At 73.9% G+C, this 17,249-nt stretch carries 17 protein-coding genes and 1 tRNA gene; 9 read left to right on the plus strand and 9 right to left on the minus strand.

Annotated features, from left to right (window positions below):
- Nucleotides 1-4 precede the first annotated feature (4 nt).
- Genes QE405_RS18175 through QE405_RS18200 form a run of 6 tightly spaced genes read right to left on the minus strand, consistent with a single transcriptional unit; the run spans nucleotide 5 to nucleotide 9,192 of the window.
- The gene (locus QE405_RS18175; RefSeq protein WP_307203363.1) at nucleotides 5-1,117 is read right to left on the minus strand and encodes a uroporphyrinogen-III synthase; all 1,113 of its coding nucleotides are present in this window, start codon (nucleotides 1,115-1,117) and stop codon (nucleotides 5-7) included.
- Nucleotides 1,114-1,470 (minus strand): nitrite reductase small subunit NirD, encoded by a 357-nt coding sequence (gene nirD, locus QE405_RS18180; protein ID WP_307203370.1) that lies wholly within the window; start codon nucleotides 1,468-1,470, stop codon nucleotides 1,114-1,116. The genes QE405_RS18175 and nirD overlap by 4 nt, the downstream gene beginning before the upstream one ends.
- Entirely contained in the window at nucleotides 1,467-4,079 is a 2,613-nt protein-coding gene (gene nirB, locus QE405_RS18185; RefSeq protein WP_307203377.1) for a nitrite reductase large subunit NirB, read from the minus strand. The genes nirD and nirB overlap by 4 nt, the downstream gene beginning before the upstream one ends.
- The gene (locus QE405_RS18190) at nucleotides 4,076-5,563 is read right to left on the minus strand and encodes an FAD-dependent oxidoreductase (RefSeq protein WP_307203384.1); all 1,488 of its coding nucleotides are present in this window, start codon (nucleotides 5,561-5,563) and stop codon (nucleotides 4,076-4,078) included. The genes nirB and QE405_RS18190 overlap by 4 nt, the downstream gene beginning before the upstream one ends.
- Complete coding sequence (locus QE405_RS18195) at nucleotides 5,560-7,662, minus strand: molybdopterin oxidoreductase family protein (protein WP_307203390.1); 2,103 nt, start codon at nucleotides 7,660-7,662, stop codon at nucleotides 5,560-5,562. The genes QE405_RS18190 and QE405_RS18195 overlap by 4 nt, the downstream gene beginning before the upstream one ends.
- A 45-nt stretch (nucleotides 7,663-7,707) precedes the next feature.
- Nucleotides 7,708-9,192: an MFS transporter gene (locus QE405_RS18200; protein WP_307203396.1), complete on the minus strand. Its 1,485-nt coding sequence runs from the start codon at nucleotides 9,190-9,192 to the stop codon at nucleotides 7,708-7,710.
- Nucleotides 9,193-9,368: 176 nt separating this feature from the next.
- Here QE405_RS18200 and QE405_RS18205 point away from each other — a divergent pair.
- Both QE405_RS18205 and QE405_RS18210 read left to right on the plus strand, forming a co-directional pair.
- Nucleotides 9,369-9,441: transfer RNA gene (locus QE405_RS18205), tRNA-Arg, on the plus strand.
- A gap of 265 nt (nucleotides 9,442-9,706) precedes the next feature.
- On the plus strand, nucleotides 9,707-10,180 hold the full coding sequence (locus QE405_RS18210; RefSeq protein WP_307203403.1) for a hypothetical protein: 474 nt from the start codon (nucleotides 9,707-9,709) through the stop codon (nucleotides 10,178-10,180).
- A 13-nt stretch (nucleotides 10,181-10,193) separates the two neighbouring features.
- Here QE405_RS18210 and QE405_RS18215 read toward each other — a convergent pair whose 3' ends face one another.
- Entirely contained in the window at nucleotides 10,194-11,510 is a 1,317-nt protein-coding gene (locus QE405_RS18215) for a peptide synthetase (RefSeq protein WP_307203410.1), read from the minus strand.
- A 40-nt stretch (nucleotides 11,511-11,550) separates the two neighbouring features.
- On the opposite strand from QE405_RS18215, the gene QE405_RS18220 reads away from it, so the two are divergent.
- A complete protein-coding gene (locus tag QE405_RS18220; protein WP_307203417.1) occupies nucleotides 11,551-12,333 on the plus strand; it encodes an alpha/beta fold hydrolase in 783 nt (260 codons plus the stop codon).
- Here QE405_RS18220 and QE405_RS18225 read toward each other — a convergent pair.
- Complete coding sequence (locus tag QE405_RS18225) at nucleotides 12,321-13,739, minus strand: hypothetical protein (protein WP_307203423.1); 1,419 nt, start codon at nucleotides 13,737-13,739, stop codon at nucleotides 12,321-12,323. The two genes, QE405_RS18220 and QE405_RS18225, sit on opposite strands and share 13 nt — an antisense overlap.
- Before the next feature lie 122 nt (nucleotides 13,740-13,861).
- Here QE405_RS18225 and QE405_RS18230 point away from each other — a divergent pair, with 122 nt between their 5' ends.
- Genes QE405_RS18230 through QE405_RS18250 form a run of 5 tightly spaced genes read left to right on the plus strand, consistent with a single transcriptional unit; the run spans nucleotide 13,862 to nucleotide 15,797 of the window.
- Nucleotides 13,862-14,149, plus strand: coding sequence for a hypothetical protein (locus QE405_RS18230; RefSeq protein ID WP_307203428.1), 288 nt, complete (start codon nucleotides 13,862-13,864; stop codon nucleotides 14,147-14,149).
- A complete protein-coding gene (locus QE405_RS18235; protein WP_307203433.1) occupies nucleotides 14,146-14,409 on the plus strand; it encodes a hypothetical protein in 264 nt (87 codons plus the stop codon). Before QE405_RS18230 ends, QE405_RS18235 begins: the two co-directional genes overlap by 4 nt.
- A 40-nt stretch (nucleotides 14,410-14,449) precedes the next feature.
- On the plus strand, nucleotides 14,450-14,698 hold the full coding sequence (locus QE405_RS18240) for a hypothetical protein (RefSeq protein ID WP_307203440.1): 249 nt from the start codon (nucleotides 14,450-14,452) through the stop codon (nucleotides 14,696-14,698).
- 4 nt (nucleotides 14,699-14,702) lie between these two features.
- Nucleotides 14,703-15,233 carry a gamma carbonic anhydrase family protein gene (locus QE405_RS18245; RefSeq protein WP_307203454.1) on the plus strand — a complete coding sequence of 177 codons (531 nt, stop codon included), beginning with the start codon at nucleotides 14,703-14,705 and terminating at the stop codon, nucleotides 15,231-15,233.
- A gap of 51 nt (nucleotides 15,234-15,284) precedes the next feature.
- Nucleotides 15,285-15,797: a hypothetical protein gene (locus tag QE405_RS18250; protein ID WP_307203461.1), complete on the plus strand. Its 513-nt coding sequence runs from the start codon at nucleotides 15,285-15,287 to the stop codon at nucleotides 15,795-15,797.
- Here the strand turns inward: QE405_RS18250 and QE405_RS18255 are convergent.
- The gene (locus QE405_RS18255; RefSeq protein WP_307203467.1) at nucleotides 15,767-16,642 is read right to left on the minus strand and encodes a hypothetical protein; all 876 of its coding nucleotides are present in this window, start codon (nucleotides 16,640-16,642) and stop codon (nucleotides 15,767-15,769) included. The genes QE405_RS18250 and QE405_RS18255 overlap by 31 nt on opposite strands.
- A gap of 126 nt (nucleotides 16,643-16,768) precedes the next feature.
- On the opposite strand from QE405_RS18255, the gene QE405_RS18260 reads away from it, so the two are divergent.
- Nucleotides 16,769-17,248 (plus strand): OsmC family protein, encoded by a 480-nt coding sequence (locus QE405_RS18260; protein WP_307203474.1) that lies wholly within the window; start codon nucleotides 16,769-16,771, stop codon nucleotides 17,246-17,248.
- The last annotated feature ends 1 nt before the right edge of the window (nucleotide 17,249 follow it).

The raw sequence follows: 17,249 nt of genomic DNA on the forward strand, positions 1-17,249 counted from the left end.
CTCCTCAGGACTCCACCGCGAGGCGGTAGCCCCGCTTGACGACGGTCTGCACGACCTTGGTGCCGACGGCGGCCCGGAGCCGGGCCACCGCCATGTCGACGGCGTGGTCGGAGCCGTCGGCGCCGCGGGGCAGCGCGGCGAGCAGCGTACGGCGCGGGACGACCGCCCCCGGGTTCTCGGCCAACGCGTGGAGCACGGCCAGCGGCGCGGGCGTGAGCGGCGCCTCGACCCCGTCGACGAGCACCGTGTCGCCCACGAGGCGCAGCAGGTGGCCGCCCGCCTCGAGCGCGAGGCCCTCCGAGCGCAGCGGCAGCTCGGTCTCGAGCATCTTGACCATCGCCGCGAGGCGCGCGCGGTCGGGCTCGACCGTCGGCACGCCCCACAGCTCGAAGGCGGCGGTGGTGACCGGCCCGACGCTGGCGGCGAGCACGTCGGCCTGGAACGCGGCGACGACCTCGTCGCGGCGCCCGACGGAGGCGGCGGCCTCCATGAGGGCGGCGACGGCCGGCGCGGAGGTGAAGGTGACGGCGTCGACGCTGCGGTCGGCGATGTGGTCGATGAGGCCGAACATCGGGGTCGGGTCCTCGGCGGCCTCGACGCGGTAGACCGCCACCGACGTGACGACGGCACCGAGCCGCCGCAGGGCGTGGGCGACCATCGACAGCGACTGGCCGTGCTCCTGCACGACGATGTGGGCGTCGGTCAGGTCCCGCCCGCGGAGGTGGGCCAGCACGTCGTCGAACCGCTCCGACTCGGGCGACCACAGCTCGCGGAGACCGCGCCGGCGCAGCGCCCCGACCGACTTCGGTCCGCGGGCGAGGATCTCGGCGCGGCCGAGGTGGGCGACGAGGTCGTCGAGCAGGCCCCACGACTCGGCGGCGTCGAACCAGGCCTTCATCCCGATGCCCGTCGTCGCGAGGAACAGGTCGACCGGCCGCGCCAGCACCTCCTCGGTGACGGCCCGCAGGGTCGCGTCGTCCACCCGGCGGGGGTCGAGCGCCAGCGCGGGCGCCCACACGGTCGCGGCACCCCGGCGCTCCAGCAGCGCGACCTGCTCCTCGACCTTGCGGGCCGCGGTCACGCCGATGGTGAAGCCCGACAGGGGGCCGTGCGTCATGGGACCTCCTGGTTCGCGGGACCGACGTGCACGACGCCGTCGGTCACGCGCACGGCGTACGTCGTGACCCGCACGGTCGGGTCGTCGAGGCACACGCCGTCCCGCAGGCCGAACGGCTGCTTGAGCATGGGCGAGGCGACGAAGGGTACGTCGCCGCGCGTGCCCACGATGCCACGGGCCAGCACCGAGGCGTTGGCGAACGGGCACCGGTTGTCGAGGGCGAACCACGCGTCGTCGTACGTGCGGAACAGGGCGACCGCGCGGCCGTCGACCAGCGCGGCGACCCCGCGCTCGCGGGGGAGCTGGTCGACGGTGCAGACGGGGGTCCACCCGGTCGTGGTGGTGGGGGTCATCGGGGGGCTCCTACCGGGATGGTCGTGCCGAGCTCGACGGGGGCGGCGGGGGCGTCCGGGTCCGCCGGACGCACCTGGCCGCGCTCGGTGGTGAAGCTGATCGCGGGGTCCGGCACGTCGGGGGCGTTGACGAAGGACACGAACCGGGAGAGCTTCGCCGGGTCGTCCAGCGTCGCCTTCCACTCGTCGAAGTAGGAGTCCACGTGGCGGGCCATCGCGGCCTCGAGCTCGCTGCCGAGGCCGAGGGCGTCGTCCACGACGACCTCCCGCACGCGCTCCAGGCCGCCGTCGAGCGACTCCACCCACGGCGCCGTGCGCTGGAGGCGGTCGGCGGTGCGGATGTAGTACATGAGGAACCGGTCGAGGTAGCGCACGAGCGTCGCGGTGTCGACGTCGCCCACGAGCAGCTCGGCGTGGCGCGGTGTGGCGCCGCCGTTGCCCGCGACGTACAGGTTCCAGCCCTTCTCGGTGGCGATCACGCCGAAGTCCTTGCTGCGGGCCTCCGCGCACTCGCGGGCACAGCCGGAGACGCCGCCCTTCAGCTTGTGGGGACTGCGGAGGCCGCGGTAGCGGAGCTCCAGGTCGATGGCGAGCTGCACCGAGTCCTGCACGCCGTAGCGGCACCACGTCGACCCGACGCACGACTTCACGGTGCGCAGCGACTTGCCGTAGGCGTGCCCCGACTCGAAGCCGGCGTCCACGAGGCGCGTCCAGATGGCCGGCAGCTGCTCCATCCGGGCCCCGAAGAGGTCGATCCGCTGGCCGCCGGTGATCTTCGTGTAGAGCCCGAAGTCGCGCGCCACCTCGCCGATGACGATGAGCTTGTCGGGCGTGATCTCGCCGCCGGGGATGCGCGGGACGACCGAGTAGGTGCCGTTCTTCTGGATGTTGGCGAGGTAGGCGTCGTTGGTGTCCTGGAGCGCGCCGGTCTCGCCCTCGAGCACGTGCCCGTTGAGCTGGCTGGCGAGGATCGAGGCGATGGTCGGGCGGCAGATGTCGCAGCCGCGGCCGGTGCCGTGGCCCTCGACGACCTCGGTGAAGGAGCGGTAGCCGTGCACGGCCACGATGTCGAAGAGCTCCTGGCGGGTGAGGGCGAAGTGCTCGCAGAGGCTCCGGTCGACGGTCTTGCCGACGGCCGTGAAGTAGTCCTCGATGATGCCCTTCACCGTCGGCACGCACGAGCCGCAGGTGGTGCCCGCGCCGGTGCACGCCTTGGTCGACCCGAGGTCCTCGCACCGGTGCTCGCCCTCGACGTCGACCGCGTCGAGCAGGTCGCGCTTCGTGACGTTGTTGCAGGAGCACACGACGGCCTCGTCGGGCAGGCCCAGCTGCAGCGCACCGCGCGACTCGGGGAGGATGAGCTCCTCGGGGTTCTCGGGCAGGAGCATCCCGCTGGCCACCATGGGGCGCAGGAGCCCGTACGCCGAGGCGTCGCCCACGAGGATCCCGCCGAGCAGCACCCAGGAGTCGGGGGCGTCCGGAGCTGGACCGACGACGAGCTTCTTGTAGAGCCCCGCGACCGCGTCGGAGAAGACCAGCTCGAGGGCGTCGGGCGTGGTGGCGAACGCGTCGCCGAAGGACGCGACGTCGACGCCGAGCAGCTTGAGCTTGGTGGACATGTCGGCGCCGGTGAAGGCGCCCGCGGTGCCGCCGAGCAGGGCGTCGACGACGATCTCGGCCATGGCGTAGCCGGGGGCGACGAGGCCGTACATGACACCCGCCGGGGCGGCGCACTCGCCGATCGCCCACACGTGCGGGTCGGTCACGGAGCGCAGCCGCTCGTCGACGAGCACGCCCCCGCGCGGGGCGACCTCGAGGGCGGCGTCGCGGGCGAGCGCGTCGCGGGGCCGGATGCCCGCGGAGAACACGACGATGTCCGCGGCGATCGGCTCGGCGTCGCGCAGGCCGAGGCCCGCGACCCGGCCGGTGCCGTCGTCGAGCACCTCGGTGGAGGCGACGCCGCAGTGCACGGTGAGGCCCAGCTTCTCGATGTGGCGCACGAGGGTGGCGCCGCCGGTCTCGTCGAGCTGCACGGGCATGAGCCGCGGGGCCATCTCGACGACGTGTGCCTCGACGCCCAGCTGGTGGAGCGCGTTGGCCGCCTCGAGGCCGAGCAGGCCGCCGCCGATGACGACGCCGCGCCGGGGCGTGCCGTCGGGGCCGGGCGCGGCGGCCTCGCGGATCGCCTCGAGGTCCTCGATGGTGCGGTAGACGAAGCAGCCGTCGAGGTCCTTGCCCGGGATCGGGGGCACGAACGGGGCGGCACCCGTGGCGAGCACCAGCTCGTCGTAGGCGATCGTCTCGCCCTCCGCCGTCGTCACCGTGCGGGCGTCGCGGTCGACGCCGACCACCGCGGTGGTGAGGCGGAGCGAGACGCGGGGGTCGTCGTACGCGCCGCCGGGCAGCAGGGAGAGCGCCTCGGCGCCGACCTCGAAGAACGAGGTGAGGGCCACGCGGTCGTAGGCCGCCCGCGGCTCCTCGCCGATCACCACGACGTCGTGGGTCGCGGTGAGGCCGCGCTCCACGGCGGCGGCGACGAACCGGTGGCCGACCATGCCGTGGCCGACCACGACGATGCGGGGACGGCGGCCGTCGGTGGTGGGGCTCATGGGGTTCCTCCGGTGAGTGCGGGCGTGCGGGTGGCGAGCAGGGCGCGGACGGCGTCGGAGCAGCCGCCGCAGCCGGTGGTGGCGCGGGTGGTCTCCCGTGCCTCGTCGAGGGAGCGGCAGGCGCGCAGTGCGCCCGCGCTGACACCGGCGCAGGCGCAGACCTCGGCGGTGTCGGGCAGGTCGGCGGGGCCGGAGGCGCTGGTGCGCCGCTCCGGCAGGAGGAGGTCGCCGGGCTCGTGGGGGCCGAGCACGGTGCCGCGCTCGACGTACTGCGTCAGCAGCCCCACCCGCGCCAGGTCGCCCACGAGGGCGGCGGCGACGATGCGGCCGTCGCGCACGACGAGCTTGCGGTGGGAGCGGGTGACGGGGTTGGTGACGGCGACGACCTCGCCGCCGGCCGCGGCCGCCGCCTCCGGGTCGCCGAGCACGGCCACGTCGAGACCCGTGGCGCGGAGGCGGGCGACCTCGCGGATGCCGGGGTACGGCGCGGCGCCCGTCCCGGCGCCCGTCTCGTCGAGGAGGTGCCCGGCCAGGCAGACCGCCTGGTCCCAGGCGGGGCCGACGAAGCCGGAGACCCGGCCCGCGTGCTGGGCGCAGTCGCCGATGGCGTGGACGGACGGGTCGGTGGTCGTGAGGTGATCGTCGACGACGATGCCGCGGCGCACCTCGAGGCCGGCCCCGCGGGCGAGCGCGGTGGCGGGCCGGCCGCCGGCGGTCAGCACCACGAGGTCGGTGGCGAGCACGTGGCCGTTGTCGAGGCGGACGCCCACGGCGTGCTCGGGCATCGGGCTCGGGACGAGCCGCGTGGCGCGGGCGCCGGTGTAGACGGTCGTGCCGAGGCGGGCGAGGTCGCGGGCCAGGATGCTCGCCCCGGCCCGGTCGAGCTGGCGCGACAGCACGTGGTCGGCGCCCTCGACGACCTCGGTGACGACGGCGCGGCGCCCGGCGCGGGCGCCGAGCGCGCGGGCGACCTGGAGCCCGAGGAGGCCGCCGCCGACGACGACCGCGCGGCGCACCGGCCGCGACGGGTCGTCGAGCGCGGCGAGCAGACCGCGGAGGTCGCCCGCCGAGCGGAAGGCGTGCACCGTCGGGTGCAGCGAGCCGTCGGGGCGCACCAGCCCGCGCACCGGGGGCAGCGTCGGGATGCTGCCGGTGGCGAGCACGAGCCGGTCGTAGGCGACCCGGCTGCGGTCGACGAGCACGACCTCGCGGCCCTCGCGGTCGATCTCCGCGACGCGGGCGCCGGTGCGCAGGGTGACGCCGGCCGCGGCGTACCAGTCCTCGTCGCGGAGCGTGATCGCCCGCTCGTCGTGGACGCCCTCGAGCACGGCGGAGAGCAGGATGCGGTTGTAGGCCGGGCCGGTCTCGTCACCGAGCACGGTCAGCGTGTTCCCGCGCTCGACCCAGCCGCCGGCGACGAGCGTCTCGACGAGGCGCACGGCGGCCATGCCGTGGCCGACGACCACCACGTGCTGCTCGCTCATGCGGTCACCGCCGCCGCGCAGACCTTGAACTCCGGCATGCGGCTCGCCGGGTCGAGGGCGTCGTTGGTGAGCCGGTTGGCGCCGACCCAGTGGAAGGGCACGAAGACGGTGTCGGGTCGGATCGTCTCGACCACGCGCGCCGGGGCGCGCATGGCCCCGCGGCGGGTGCGCACGGTCAGCACCTCGCCGTCGGTCGTGCCGAGGCGGCGGGCCAGGAGGGGGTGGAGCTCGACGTACGGGCCCGTGTCGGGGAGGTCCTTGACGCGGCGCGTCTGGGCGCCGGACTGGTACTGCCCCAGCACCCGCCCCGTCGTCAGGTGCAGGGGGAAGTCGTCGCAGGGCTGCTCGGCGGCGCCGCGGAACGTCGTGACGAGGAACCGCGCGCGGCCGTCCGGGTGCCCGAAGCGGTCGGCGAAGAGCCGCGGGGTGCCGGGGTGGGGGGTGCCGTCGGCGTACGGCGCGGGGCAGGGCCAGAAGACGCCGTGCTCGGCGCGGATGCGGTCGTAGGTGATGCCCGCGTAGTCCGCCGGCCCGCCCGCGGAGGCCCGGCCGAGCTCGGCGAAGACCTCCTCGGGGTCGGCGGGGAAGGTGCTGGGCGCGTCGAGCCGCTCGGCCAGCGCGGCGATGACCTCGAGGTCGGTGCGCACGCCCGCGGGCGGCGTGATCGCCCGCTGCCGCAGCACGACGCGTCCCTCGAGGTTGGTCATCGTGCCCGTCTCCTCCGCCCACTGGGTCACGGGCAGCACGACGTCGGCGAGGGCCGCGGTCTCCGACAGCACGAGGTCGGCGACGACGAGGAGGTCGAGGCTGCGCAGCCGCTCGGTCACGTGGAGCGCGTTGGGGGCGGAGACGACGATGTTGGAGCCCAGGACGAGCATCGCGCGCGGACCGGCGGGCTGGTCGTCGGTGGCGGGCCGGCCGAGCGCATCCAGCAGCTCGTAGGCGGAGCGGCCCTTGCCCGGCAGGCTCGCGGGGTCGACGCCCCACACCGCCGCGACGTGCGCCCGCGCCGCGGGGTCCTCGATGGAGCGGTAGCCGGGCAGCTGGTCGGCCTTCTGGCCGTGCTCGCGGCCGCCCTGGCCGTTGCCCTGGCCGGTGAGGCAGCCGTAGCCGGCGCCTTCGCGTCCCGGCATGCCGAGCGCGAGCGCGACGTTGATCCAGGCCAGCACGGTGTCGGAGCCCTGGCTGTGCTGCTCGACGCCGCGGGCGGTCAGCACGAGGACGCGCCCGCCGGCCCGGGCGGTGCCGATGAGCAGGTCGGCGAGGGCCCGCACCTCGGCGGCGGCGATGCCGGTGACGCGCTCGACCTGCTCGGGCCACCAGGTCGCGACCGACCGACGGACCTCGTCGAAGCCGGTGGTGCGGGCCGCGACGTACGCCTCGTCCACCGCGCCGGCCGCCACCACGAGGTGGAGGACGCCGAGGGCGAGCGCGAGGTCGGTGCCCGGCACCGGGGCGAGGTGGAGGTCGGACCGCTCCGCGGTCGGCGTACGCCGCGGATCGACCACGACGACCTGCCCGCCCCGGGCGCGCAAACGGTCGAGGTGGCGGGCCGCCGGAGGAGCGGTCTCGGCCAGGTTGGAGCCGGCGAGCACGAGCACGTCGGCCTTCTCGACGTCGGCCAGGGGGAAGGGCAGGCCGCGGTCGAGCCCCAGCGCCCGGAGGCCCGCCGAGGCGGCGGAGCTCATGCACCAGCGGCCGTTGTAGTCGATCTGGCTCGTGCCCAGCGCGACGCGGGCGAACTTGCCCAGCGCGTAGGCCTTCTCGTTGGTGAGTCCCCCCGCACCGAACACGGCGACGCCGTCGGCGCCGTGCTCGGTGCGGACCCGGGAGAGCTCGGAGGCGACGAGGTCGAGGGCCTCGTCCCAGGTGGCGGCCCGCAGCTCGCCGCGCGAGCCGTCGGCCGCGCGGTCCCGCACGAGCGGCGTGGTCAGGCGCTCGCGGTGGCCGCGCAGGCCGGCGCTCGTCCACCCCTTCCGGCACAGGGCGCCCTCGTTGACCGGGAACTCCGCCCACGGCCCGACCGTGAGGGCGCGGCCCTCCCGGCGGAGCGTCATGCCGCACTGCAGGGAGCAGTAGGGGCAGTGGGTGGTGGTCAACGGGGACTCCGGTTCTGTCGGGGCGGGGTCGGGGACGGGGGTGGATCAGACGTGCGCGGCGGTGCGGCCACGGCGGAGGTAGACGCCGTAGGTCACGGCGGCGCAGAGCACGTAGTAGGCCGCGAAGACCATGAACGCGCCCTTGGTGGCGGACAGTGGGTCGGCGACCCACGGTGCGCTGAAGGCGAGCGGGATGAGGAAGCCGCCGATCGCGCCGACGGCGCCGATGACGCCGAGCGCGGCGGAGGCCTGCTTGCCGGCGGCGGCCAGGGCACCGGTGCGCTCGGGGGTGCCGGCGGGCGTGGAGGCCTCGGCCCGGCGGCGCCAGATCGCCGGGATCATCTTGTAGGTCGAGCCGTTGCCGATGCCGGTGCAGGCGAAGACGAGCAGGAAGAAGCCGAGGAACAGCGGGAAGAGGCTCTCGTTCTCCGTCGCGATCGCCGGGTCGGCGGTCGGGTTGGGCGTGAGCTGGAAGACGGTCCAGAGCACCGCCAGCGTGCTCGCGGCGAGCCCGGCGAAGGCGGCCAGCGTGACCTTCGCGCCGCCGTACCGGTCGGCGAGCCAGCCACCCACGGGCCGCGCGACGGAGCCGACGCCGGCGCCGAGGAAGGCGTAGTAGGCGAAGTAGATGCCGGTGCCGAGCGGCGCGGGCTCCGGGACCCAGAAGTTGAGCTTGATGAGCAGCGGCATCGCGGCCGAGTAGCCGATGAACGAGCCGAACGTGCCGATGTAGAGCACCGACATGATCCAGGTGTGCGGCTCCTTGACGACCCGCAGCTGCTCGCGGGGCTTGGCGACCGCCGTGCCCAGGTTGTCCATCCACAGCCAGGCGGCGACGGTGGCCGCGACGGCGAGGCCCGCGTAGAGGAGCGCGGCACGCTCCAGGTGGATGCCGCCCTCGGACGCCGTCACCAGGCCGAAGATGCCGGCACCGCCGACGACGACGGGCAGCAGCAGCTGGATGAGCGCGACGCCGAGGTTGCCGCCCGCGGCGTTGAGGCCGAGCGCGGCGCCCTTCTTCGCGGTCGGGTAGAAGTAGTTGATGTTGGCCATCGAGCTGGCGAAGTTGCCGCCGCCGAAGCCGGCGGTGGCGGCGATGACGCAGAAGACCCAGTACGGCGTGCCCTCGTTCGTGACCGCCGCGGCGAAGCCGAGCGTCGGGACGAGCAGGAGCGCCGCCGAGACGATCGTCCAGTTGCGGCCGCCGAACAGCCCGACCGCGAAGGTGTAGGGGATGCGCAGCAGCGAGCCCACCAGGTTGGGGATCGCGACCAGCAGGAACAGCTGCTGCGGGGAGAACGCGAAGCCCATCGCCACCAGGTAGGCCGAGCTCACGCTCCAGATCAGCCACACCGAGAAGCCCAGGTGCTCCGCGAAGATGGACCAGAGGAGGTTGCGGCGGGCGACGGGCTGGCCCGTCGTGGCCCAGAACTGCTCGTCCTCGGGGCGCCAGTCGTCGATCCAACGTCGCGTGCGGCGCTTGGTGCTCGTGGGGGTGCCCGTCACGGGCGGGGGAGCGATGGTGGTCACGGGAAGGAGCCTGGGTCGCGCGTGTTACGCCGACCGGGGTGCGTGTTTCACGCTCGCGTCACTTTTCGCTCACGGCCTCACAAGGCCGGGGCGGTGCGCCGGTCCGGGGAAGCGGATTTCGTCTGGCGCGCGGCGTCGGCTATGGTTTCCGGGTTGCTCGTTCAGGCGAGCGACGGGCGCCCGTAGCTCAACGGATAGAGCATCTGACTACGGATCAGAAGGTTTGGGGTTCGAATCCCTACGGGCGCGCAGCACGACGAGGCCGGCTCCTTCGGAGCCGGCCTCGTTGCATTTCACGTCCGTTCCGACGGTGGGGACGTGCCGGGCAACGGGCGCAACGGCGGGATGGACGGCCCGGTCGGTGCGCCCAATGCTCGACCCGGCCGACTTTCCTTGACCGGCGGTCTCCGGTGCCGATCCTTCGAGCGGACCGGGGGACCATGGTCGCTGGGCTGTTCGCACGTGCTGGCAGCTTGCGGAGTCCCGGGCCTTCCGACGAACGAAGGACTGCATCATGACTGGCATCGACGTACCGAGTGGGCCGCCGCCGTACGTGCCCCCAGCGCTTCCACCCGCATCCTTCAAGGCGTCGAACCGTCGACGTTCGGGCGGGATCCTCAGCGCGATCTCACTCGCTCTCGCCGCAGTTCTGCTGGTGGGTTCGTTGCTGGCCGCCAAGTGGGTCGTCGAGGAGGCGCCCGGGGGCCGGGCGTCGGGCTACCAGGACGTCGCCAGTACGTCGTCGTACGAGTTCTACGGCGGCGACGCCTACACGGGGATCCAGAACACCGCCGCGGACACGGAGCACACCGTCGCGAATGCGACCAACGCGTTGGGCGAGGTCGCTCGGGCTCAGGCCTCCGCCGCCAACGACAGATGGGAGCACCTGTGGGCCGCGCTCGCAATCCTGCTCGTGGTGATCGGCGCGGCGAATTTCGTGCTCTCCCTCCAGCGGTTCGCGGCGCATAGGGCGTCAGCGGCCGTCTGACCAGGAGTGTGCATCACCGACTGCGGAGCCGCGCGACCAGCGCGTCGAGCCAGCCGCCGACGTTGCGGCGGGCCTCGTGGGTGTCGGGGTAGCGGCACCGCAGGTGGAGGCCGGAGTCGTCGAGGACGAACCAGAGCATGACGCCGTCGGTGCGGATCGCGGCGCCGACGTACTGCGCCTCCAGGCCCACGGAGTCCACCCGCACGGGGAGGCGGCGGAGGTCGAGCCAGGAGATGGCGAACATCCCGGGTGCGGCCGGCATGCCGCCCCAGGGGGCCAGCACGTCGGCGAGGGGCCACGACCCGAGCCGTACCGCCTCCTTGACGGCGGCCGCGCACGCCCGGGGATCCGGGTCGGGGGACTCGATCACCGCGTTGGTGATGAACCAGCCGACGGAGTCGTGCCAGGTCGCGCCGCTCTCCGGGGTGGGCGTGCGGCTGTGCACCGGGAAGACGGCCCGGAGGGGCTCGCCCGCGAGGTCGCGGGTCACCTCCGTCATGGCCGCCACCACGAGGGCCAGCGTGGACACGCCGAGCTCGCGGGCGCGCGCGCCGATCGCGGCCGTGTCGTCGACGTCGAGCACGTCGCGCACCTCGACCCGCTCCGGGTGCTCCGACGCGACGTCCCCGAGGGGGAGGGGGAAGCAGGGCATCACGTCGCCGCAGGCGGCGAGGATCTCGGCCCACCGGTCGCGTACGTCGTCGGGCGCGGCCGGCCGGTCCTCGAGGGCCCGCGTGTGCTCGGCGAAGGCGGGGACGGTGGGGCGCTCGGTGCCGCTGCCGATCTCACCTCTCGCCTCGCCCGGGTTCAGTGCCCCGAGCAGGTCGCGGACGATGACCAGCATCGACCACATGTCCACGTGGGCGTGGTCGGCCCCGATGACCACGGTCGGACCGTCGGCGGTCTCGAGCACGCAGAGCCGGTGGGACGGCGCCCGGTAGGGCGAGCACGCTGCGTCGAGCACCTCGCGCAGCGCGTCGTTGACGGCCTGCCCGGGACCGATCTCGTGCTCGACCCAGGCGCCGGGGGCGAGGGCGACGTCGTGGAGCTCCGGTGCGTCACCCGGCCCGGGCCCGGGGGTGAAGGCCGAGCGGAGGGTGCCGTGGCGGGCGACCACCGTCATCCAGGCCGCGGCGAGCCGCTCGCGCTCCACGGGCCCCCGCAGGCGGAACGACAGCGCCATCCAGCTGCCCGCCCGGTCGCCGGCGCCGACGTGGCGCCCCTGGTCGAACGAGACGGGGAGTGCGGCGCCGCGCTCGCCGACGGTGACGTCGTACCCCCACAGGCGGCCGAACGGGAGTCGCAGGTGCGCCACGTTGGTCAGCCGCATGGCCGTACCCTAGGCGGACCCGCCCACCCCAGGAGCAGCCGTGCCGACGTTCGCCGTCCCCGGGGCCGAGCTCGACGTGGAGCTGAGCGACGAAGGGGGTCACCCCGTCGTGCAGCTCCACGGCCTCACCTCCAGCCGCCACCGTGACCGCCTGCTCGACCTCGACCTGGGGCGGGGGTTGAGCGGCACGCGGTTGCTCCGGTACGACGCCCGCGGCCACGGACGCTCCACCGGTCGCGCCGTGCCCGAGGACTACCGCTGGACGGTGCTCGCCGACGATCTCCTCCGGCTGCTCGACCACTGGTTCCCCGGCGAGCGCATCCACGGCGTCGGCCCGTCGATGGGGTGCGCGACCCTGCTGCACGCCGCCGTGCGCGAGCCCGACCGCTTCGACGGACTCACCCTGCTCGTGCCGCCCACCGCGTGGGAGTCGCGGGTGGCGAAGGCCGAGGACTACCGCCGCGCCGCCGTCGTCGTCGAGGAGCAGGGCATGGCGGCGTTCGTCGAGGCCGGGCGCGCGGCGCCGCGGCCACCCGCCACCGTCGAGGCTCCCGAGACCGTGCCCGACGTGCAGGAGGCGCTCCTGCCGGCGCTGTTCCGCGGCGCGGCGCTGTGCGACCTCCCCGACCGTACGGCGATCGCCCGCCTCCGACTGCCCACCACGGTGCTCGCCTGGACCGAGGACCCCGCCCACCCGCTGTCCACGGCCGAGACGCTGGCGTCGCTGGTCCCGGGCGCGGTCCTGGAGGTCGCCAGCACGCCGGCCGAGGTCGGCCGGTGGCCCGGGATCCTCCGCGACGACGTCGCGCGTCATCCGTCGTAGCGGCGCGCGAACGCCAGCATCAGCCGCGCCTCGTTCTCGGAGCAGGGGTGGGTGCCGGTCGGGTCGGTGGTGAAGCCGAGACCGTGGGGGGTGAGCCAGACGTAGTGGCCCGGCGCGCGTTGGCGGGCTTGGTAGCCGGCGTGGGTCTTCCAGCGGTGGTGGCGGCGTTGCAGGAGGCCGGAGTTGTGGGTGCCGGTCTGGGCTGGTTGTTGTGCTTCGGGGGATCTCTCGGGGTCGTGGTCGAACGGGGTGGGGTGGTCGTAGTCGGCGTTGCGGCTGGTGGAGGTGGCGTAGGGCCAGTAGTCGCCGCTGGTGGTGAGGTGGACGCGTTCTTTGATGGCTTCGGGGTGTTCGTAGGCGGTGGTGCGGACCGCGTCGGCGAGGTCGATGACCGGTTTCACCGTGACCTTCGTTGATGCGAGGAGCTGTTGGAGGGCGCCGAGGGTGCGGGGGCCCAGTTCTTCGACGCGGGCGACGCCCTTCATGCTGAGGAGGGTGGCTTCGTGGAGGTGGACGTAGAGGACCGCCTTGGGGCGCAGCTTGGTCAGGTCGGTGCGGTGGAGCTTGTCGAGCACGGCGGCGGGCAGTGCGGTCGCGCGTGACGGCTCGAGGGGTTCGTCGTCGGTGACCGGCGGAGGTTCCTTCGAAGCGGTCGACTCAGCCGCCTCGTGCTCGACGAGGAGGGCGAGGAGCTCGGCGGGTCGCGCGAGGTAGCCGAGTGCGATGGCGCGGACCTCGTCCGCGGTCGCGTCCGGGTGGCCGGGGGTGATGATCTCTGCGACGCGGGTGACGGTGGCCTGCACCCACGCCGCATCCCCAGCATCCAGGCGGGCGATCAACGTGCGGAGTCCGTACTCGTCGGTGCGGCCGAGGCCGACGTAGCGGCGGCGCTTCTCCTCCTCCACCCGCTCCTCGTGCAGGGCGGGGTCGGCCTCGATGACCTTGCCCTCGGCCACGGTCAGCACCCGCCCGGGTGCCTCGGTGGCGATCATCCGCGCCACCGCGGAGTCGACGACTCCGACCACCGCACGCGGCAGATGACGGGACATCCGGGCGACCTTCCGCGCGACGTACACCTCCGCGGTCCCCTGCCGCACCACCGCCCACGTCAACGGCAGACGGTGCTGCAGGTCCAGCACGTCCGCGAGGGCGTTGATCGTCGCCACCACACCCGAGCTACGGGCCAGGGCAATCTCACCGAGCGCGTGGTCCTGCACCCGCGGCGTACCCTCCCCACCCACGCTGATGAGCGGGTTCCTCCGCCGCACGGGACCGACCGGCTCACCCGAGTGCACCGCAGCCCACGCCGCGATCACCTCCAAGTCACGCACCTCCGCCAGGCGGCGGGCGCGCACCGCCTCAGCGGCTGCGTCCAGCAGCTCACGAGGCGGAAGGTGGTCGAACATGTGTGCGATTCTACGCCGCCCCGGCCCAGGTCGCCAGCGTGTTTCCCCAGGTTCGGCCACCGCGCCAGCGCCTGTTGCGCTACGGTCGAGACAGAGTTTTGAACGTGTTCAAAGGAGGCGGAATGCGCGAACCGATCCGCTGGCCCGTTGCTACGGCGACCATGGCCGCGACCCCGACCGCCGTCCTCGTTGCCTGGTGGGCCTTGTCGTTCGTCAGTGCCTACGGGGCCGCCCTCGTGCTCATCGGCGGGTCCTTGGCGCTCGGTCTGTCGCTGCTGTCGGCGCGGCGGGGCACCGTGCGGTCGGTCGGCGTCGGTCTGGCGACCGGTTGTGGCGCGGTCATCAGCGTGCCGTTCGTGATCGGACCTCTCTCTGCACTCGGGGTACTGCTCGGCGGTGGCCAGGCATGAGCTGGTTCGGCCCGTCCAGCCTCGCCGGTGTGCTGGTGGGCGCCTACGGGATGGTCGTCATGGTCGCCGCTCTCGGCCAGTCTGTGGCGGGTCCGGGTGCGGTCTTCGTCGGGTTCGCGATCGCGGCGGCGGCCGTGCTGGTCGTCGCCTGCGTCAGTCCGACCGGGTGGATCCGCCACGTCGCCACGGGAGCGGCATGCGGCATCGCGGGCGTCGCCCTGCTGAGCGCGTCCGTAGGAAGCTGGATCATCCTGTTCTGAACGTGGGCACCGGACGGGAGCCGCGTCGTACGGTTCCGGGGTGGAGGGGGAGCACCGCGGGCTGAGCCGGCGCGAGCGGCGGTACGTCGAGGAGATGTCGCGGCCCGCCGACGAGCGCTGGCTCGCCGCCGGCTGTGTCCTGGGCCCGGTCGTGGTGCTGGGGATGTTCGGCGGGGTCGCGGCAGCCGGGTGGGTCCCGCGGATCCTCGTCACGACGGCTTTCGTGCTGGTGTTCGTGATCGGGCTCGACGTCCTGCGCCGGTGGCGCGCCGGCCGCGGCCTAGGCTGACCGAATGCCTCTCTTCGAGCTCGACGGCGTCGCCCCGACCATCCACCCCGACGCGTGGGTCGCGGAGACCGCGACGATCGTCGGCGACGTACGCCTCGGTGCGGGGGCGAGCGTCTGGTACGGCGCGGTCGTCCGTGGCGACGTCGGCACCATCACCATCGGCGAGGGCTCGAACGTGCAGGACGGGTCGGTGCTGCACCTCGTCTCCGGGAGCCACCTCACGATCGGGTCCGGGAGCACCGTCGCGCACGGCTGCATCGTCCACTGCCTCGAGGTCGGCGACGGGACCCTCATCGGCAACGGCTCGACCGTGCTCGACGGCGCTGTCATCGGCTCCGGCGTGCTCGTCGCGGCCGGCTCGCTCGTGACGCCCGGTACCCAGGTGCCCGACGGCAGCCTCGTGAAGGGCGCCCCCGCGAAGGTCGTCGGTCCGATCGAGCCCGGCAGCACGGCGGCGGGGATCCTGGAGCGGAACGCGCGGTCCTACGTCGAGCTCGCCCGCCACCACCGCGCGACCGTGAAGCGCATCGACTAGGTTCGTGGCCCGCCGGCCGGGGTAGACGGTGGCGATGCACGAGGAACCCGCGTGACGCCCATCCTGCTGCAGGCCGTCGTCTGGATCGTCCTGCCGCTGAGCTCGGCCCGCCAGGACCGCCGCTACCAGGGCGAGGCCGGTCGCGAACGTCTCCTCGCCCTGGCGCCCGGTGACGCCTGGGCCGAGACGGTGGCCCACCGGCGGAGCTGGTACCTCGTCATGCTCCTCGTGATGGCGGTCTTCGCCACGCTCGGTGGCGTTGCCGCCGTCATCGCGGGAGAGCCCCTGGTCGCACCCGTCGCCCTCGCCGTCGCTCTCTCGTGTGCCTACGCCGCGCGCTCCAACCACCGCACCGCCACCCACGTCCTCGCCGTCCTGGCCGAGCGCGGCGCCGAGGTCCGCCCGACCCCCGAGGAGCGCAGTGCGCTCCGCCGGCGTCGTACGCGGCAGCTGCTGGTCGCCGCCGGCGTCCTGTACGCCGCGGCCACCGCCACGGTCGCGCTCGTCGGGGCGGGCTGGGCGCGTGCGTGGCGCTACGGGGACGAGCTGCCCGCGACCGACTGACGGTGCGGGGCCCAGCCGAGACGGACGGTCCGGCGGTCGTCCGGGGCAAGGAGTCGAGCACGGCGTCCCACTGTCGTCCCGAGGTCCCTCTCGAGAGCGTCCGTGTCGAGCTCGGCGAGGGCGTCCGGTGGCAGCACCACGACCAGCTCTTCTCCCTGTGGTGGGAAGAGGGCTCGCAGCTCCCCACGATATCCCGCGCGCCGGAGCGTCGTCGTCACCGATGCGCACGCCTCCTCGTCGAGGAGAGGAGGCACGGTGGTGGGACCGAGGGAGCGGAGGAGCTCGAGGAGCGCCCGGCCCACCTCCTCGCGGTCGGCGGGCGAGGCTCGCCACCGCCGGGCGAGGGTCGTGAGCTCGTCCTCGCGGGCGGCGACGCTCAGCACGCCCTGGATGGGCTCGTCAGCCAGGACCCGCAGCACCCCCACCGCCGCCATGTACGCCGACCCCGTCACCTCGACGCCCGACACGTGACGGCTCACCTCGTCCCACCGCCCACGCCAGGGGGTGGTCACGGCCCGGTCGGGTTGCGGGCCTCGGTGGTGTCCCTGCTCGGCCAGCAGGTCGTCGAGGTCACGGCCCAGGGTCCGGTGCTCGAAGGCCCGCCGACCGGCCTCGTCGAGGACGAGCCACTGGGCGCAGGCGGCACGCAGCACCGACCACGCAGCCTGCGTCGACACCTCCCCGTGCTCGTAGATGTCGATGAGGTCGTTCCAGACCTCGTAGGCGGGGTCGCCCGGCTCGCCCAGCCCGAGGAGGTCCTCGGCGGCATCTCGTGCGGTCCACGCGTCGGTGGCGGCGAGCACGCGGCGTACCCCTGTCGGCAGGTCGGCCGGCGTGTCCGTCACGACGGCAACGGTAAACCCGTCACGGCGGCCCGACCGCCCACCTGGCGAGACGCCCCACCGGCCGACCACCCCCGTGCTTCTCTATATCGAGTAACCCAGTCGTCTTTGACCACAAGGAGATCCCCCGTGAGCATTCGCCCCAAGGAGACCGTCGTCCCGTTCGTCGTGCGCGGCGAGGGCACCGGCGTCGCCCAGCAGCTGCACGTCCCCGGCTCGCAGCACCGTTTCGAGACCGACGCCTACCCGGCGTTCGGCGGGCAGGACGCGGCGCCCAGCCCGTTGTTCTACGCCCTCGGCGCGCTGACGTCCTGCAACCAGGTCACCGCCCAGCTGGTGGCGAAGGACCTCGGCATCACCCTGGGCCGCTTCGAGTTCGAGGTGCAGGGCGACCTCGACACCGCCGTGCTCGTGGGCGGCGCCGACGGCAACGCCAACTTCGACCGGGTCACCGTGACGGCCACCATCGAGTCCGACGCCAGCCCCGAGGAGTTCGCACGCCTGGAGTCGGAGACGGACCGCCGCTGCCCGGTGTCGCAGCTCTTCCGCCGCAGCGGTCTCGAGCTCGCGACCACCTGGAGCCAGGCCCCGCTCCACGCCACGGTCTGAG

Origin of the sequence: Nocardioides zeae, assembly GCF_030818655.1 — a bacterium.
In the GTDB taxonomy this organism is placed as follows: domain Bacteria; phylum Actinomycetota; class Actinomycetes; order Propionibacteriales; family Nocardioidaceae; genus Nocardioides; species Nocardioides zeae_A.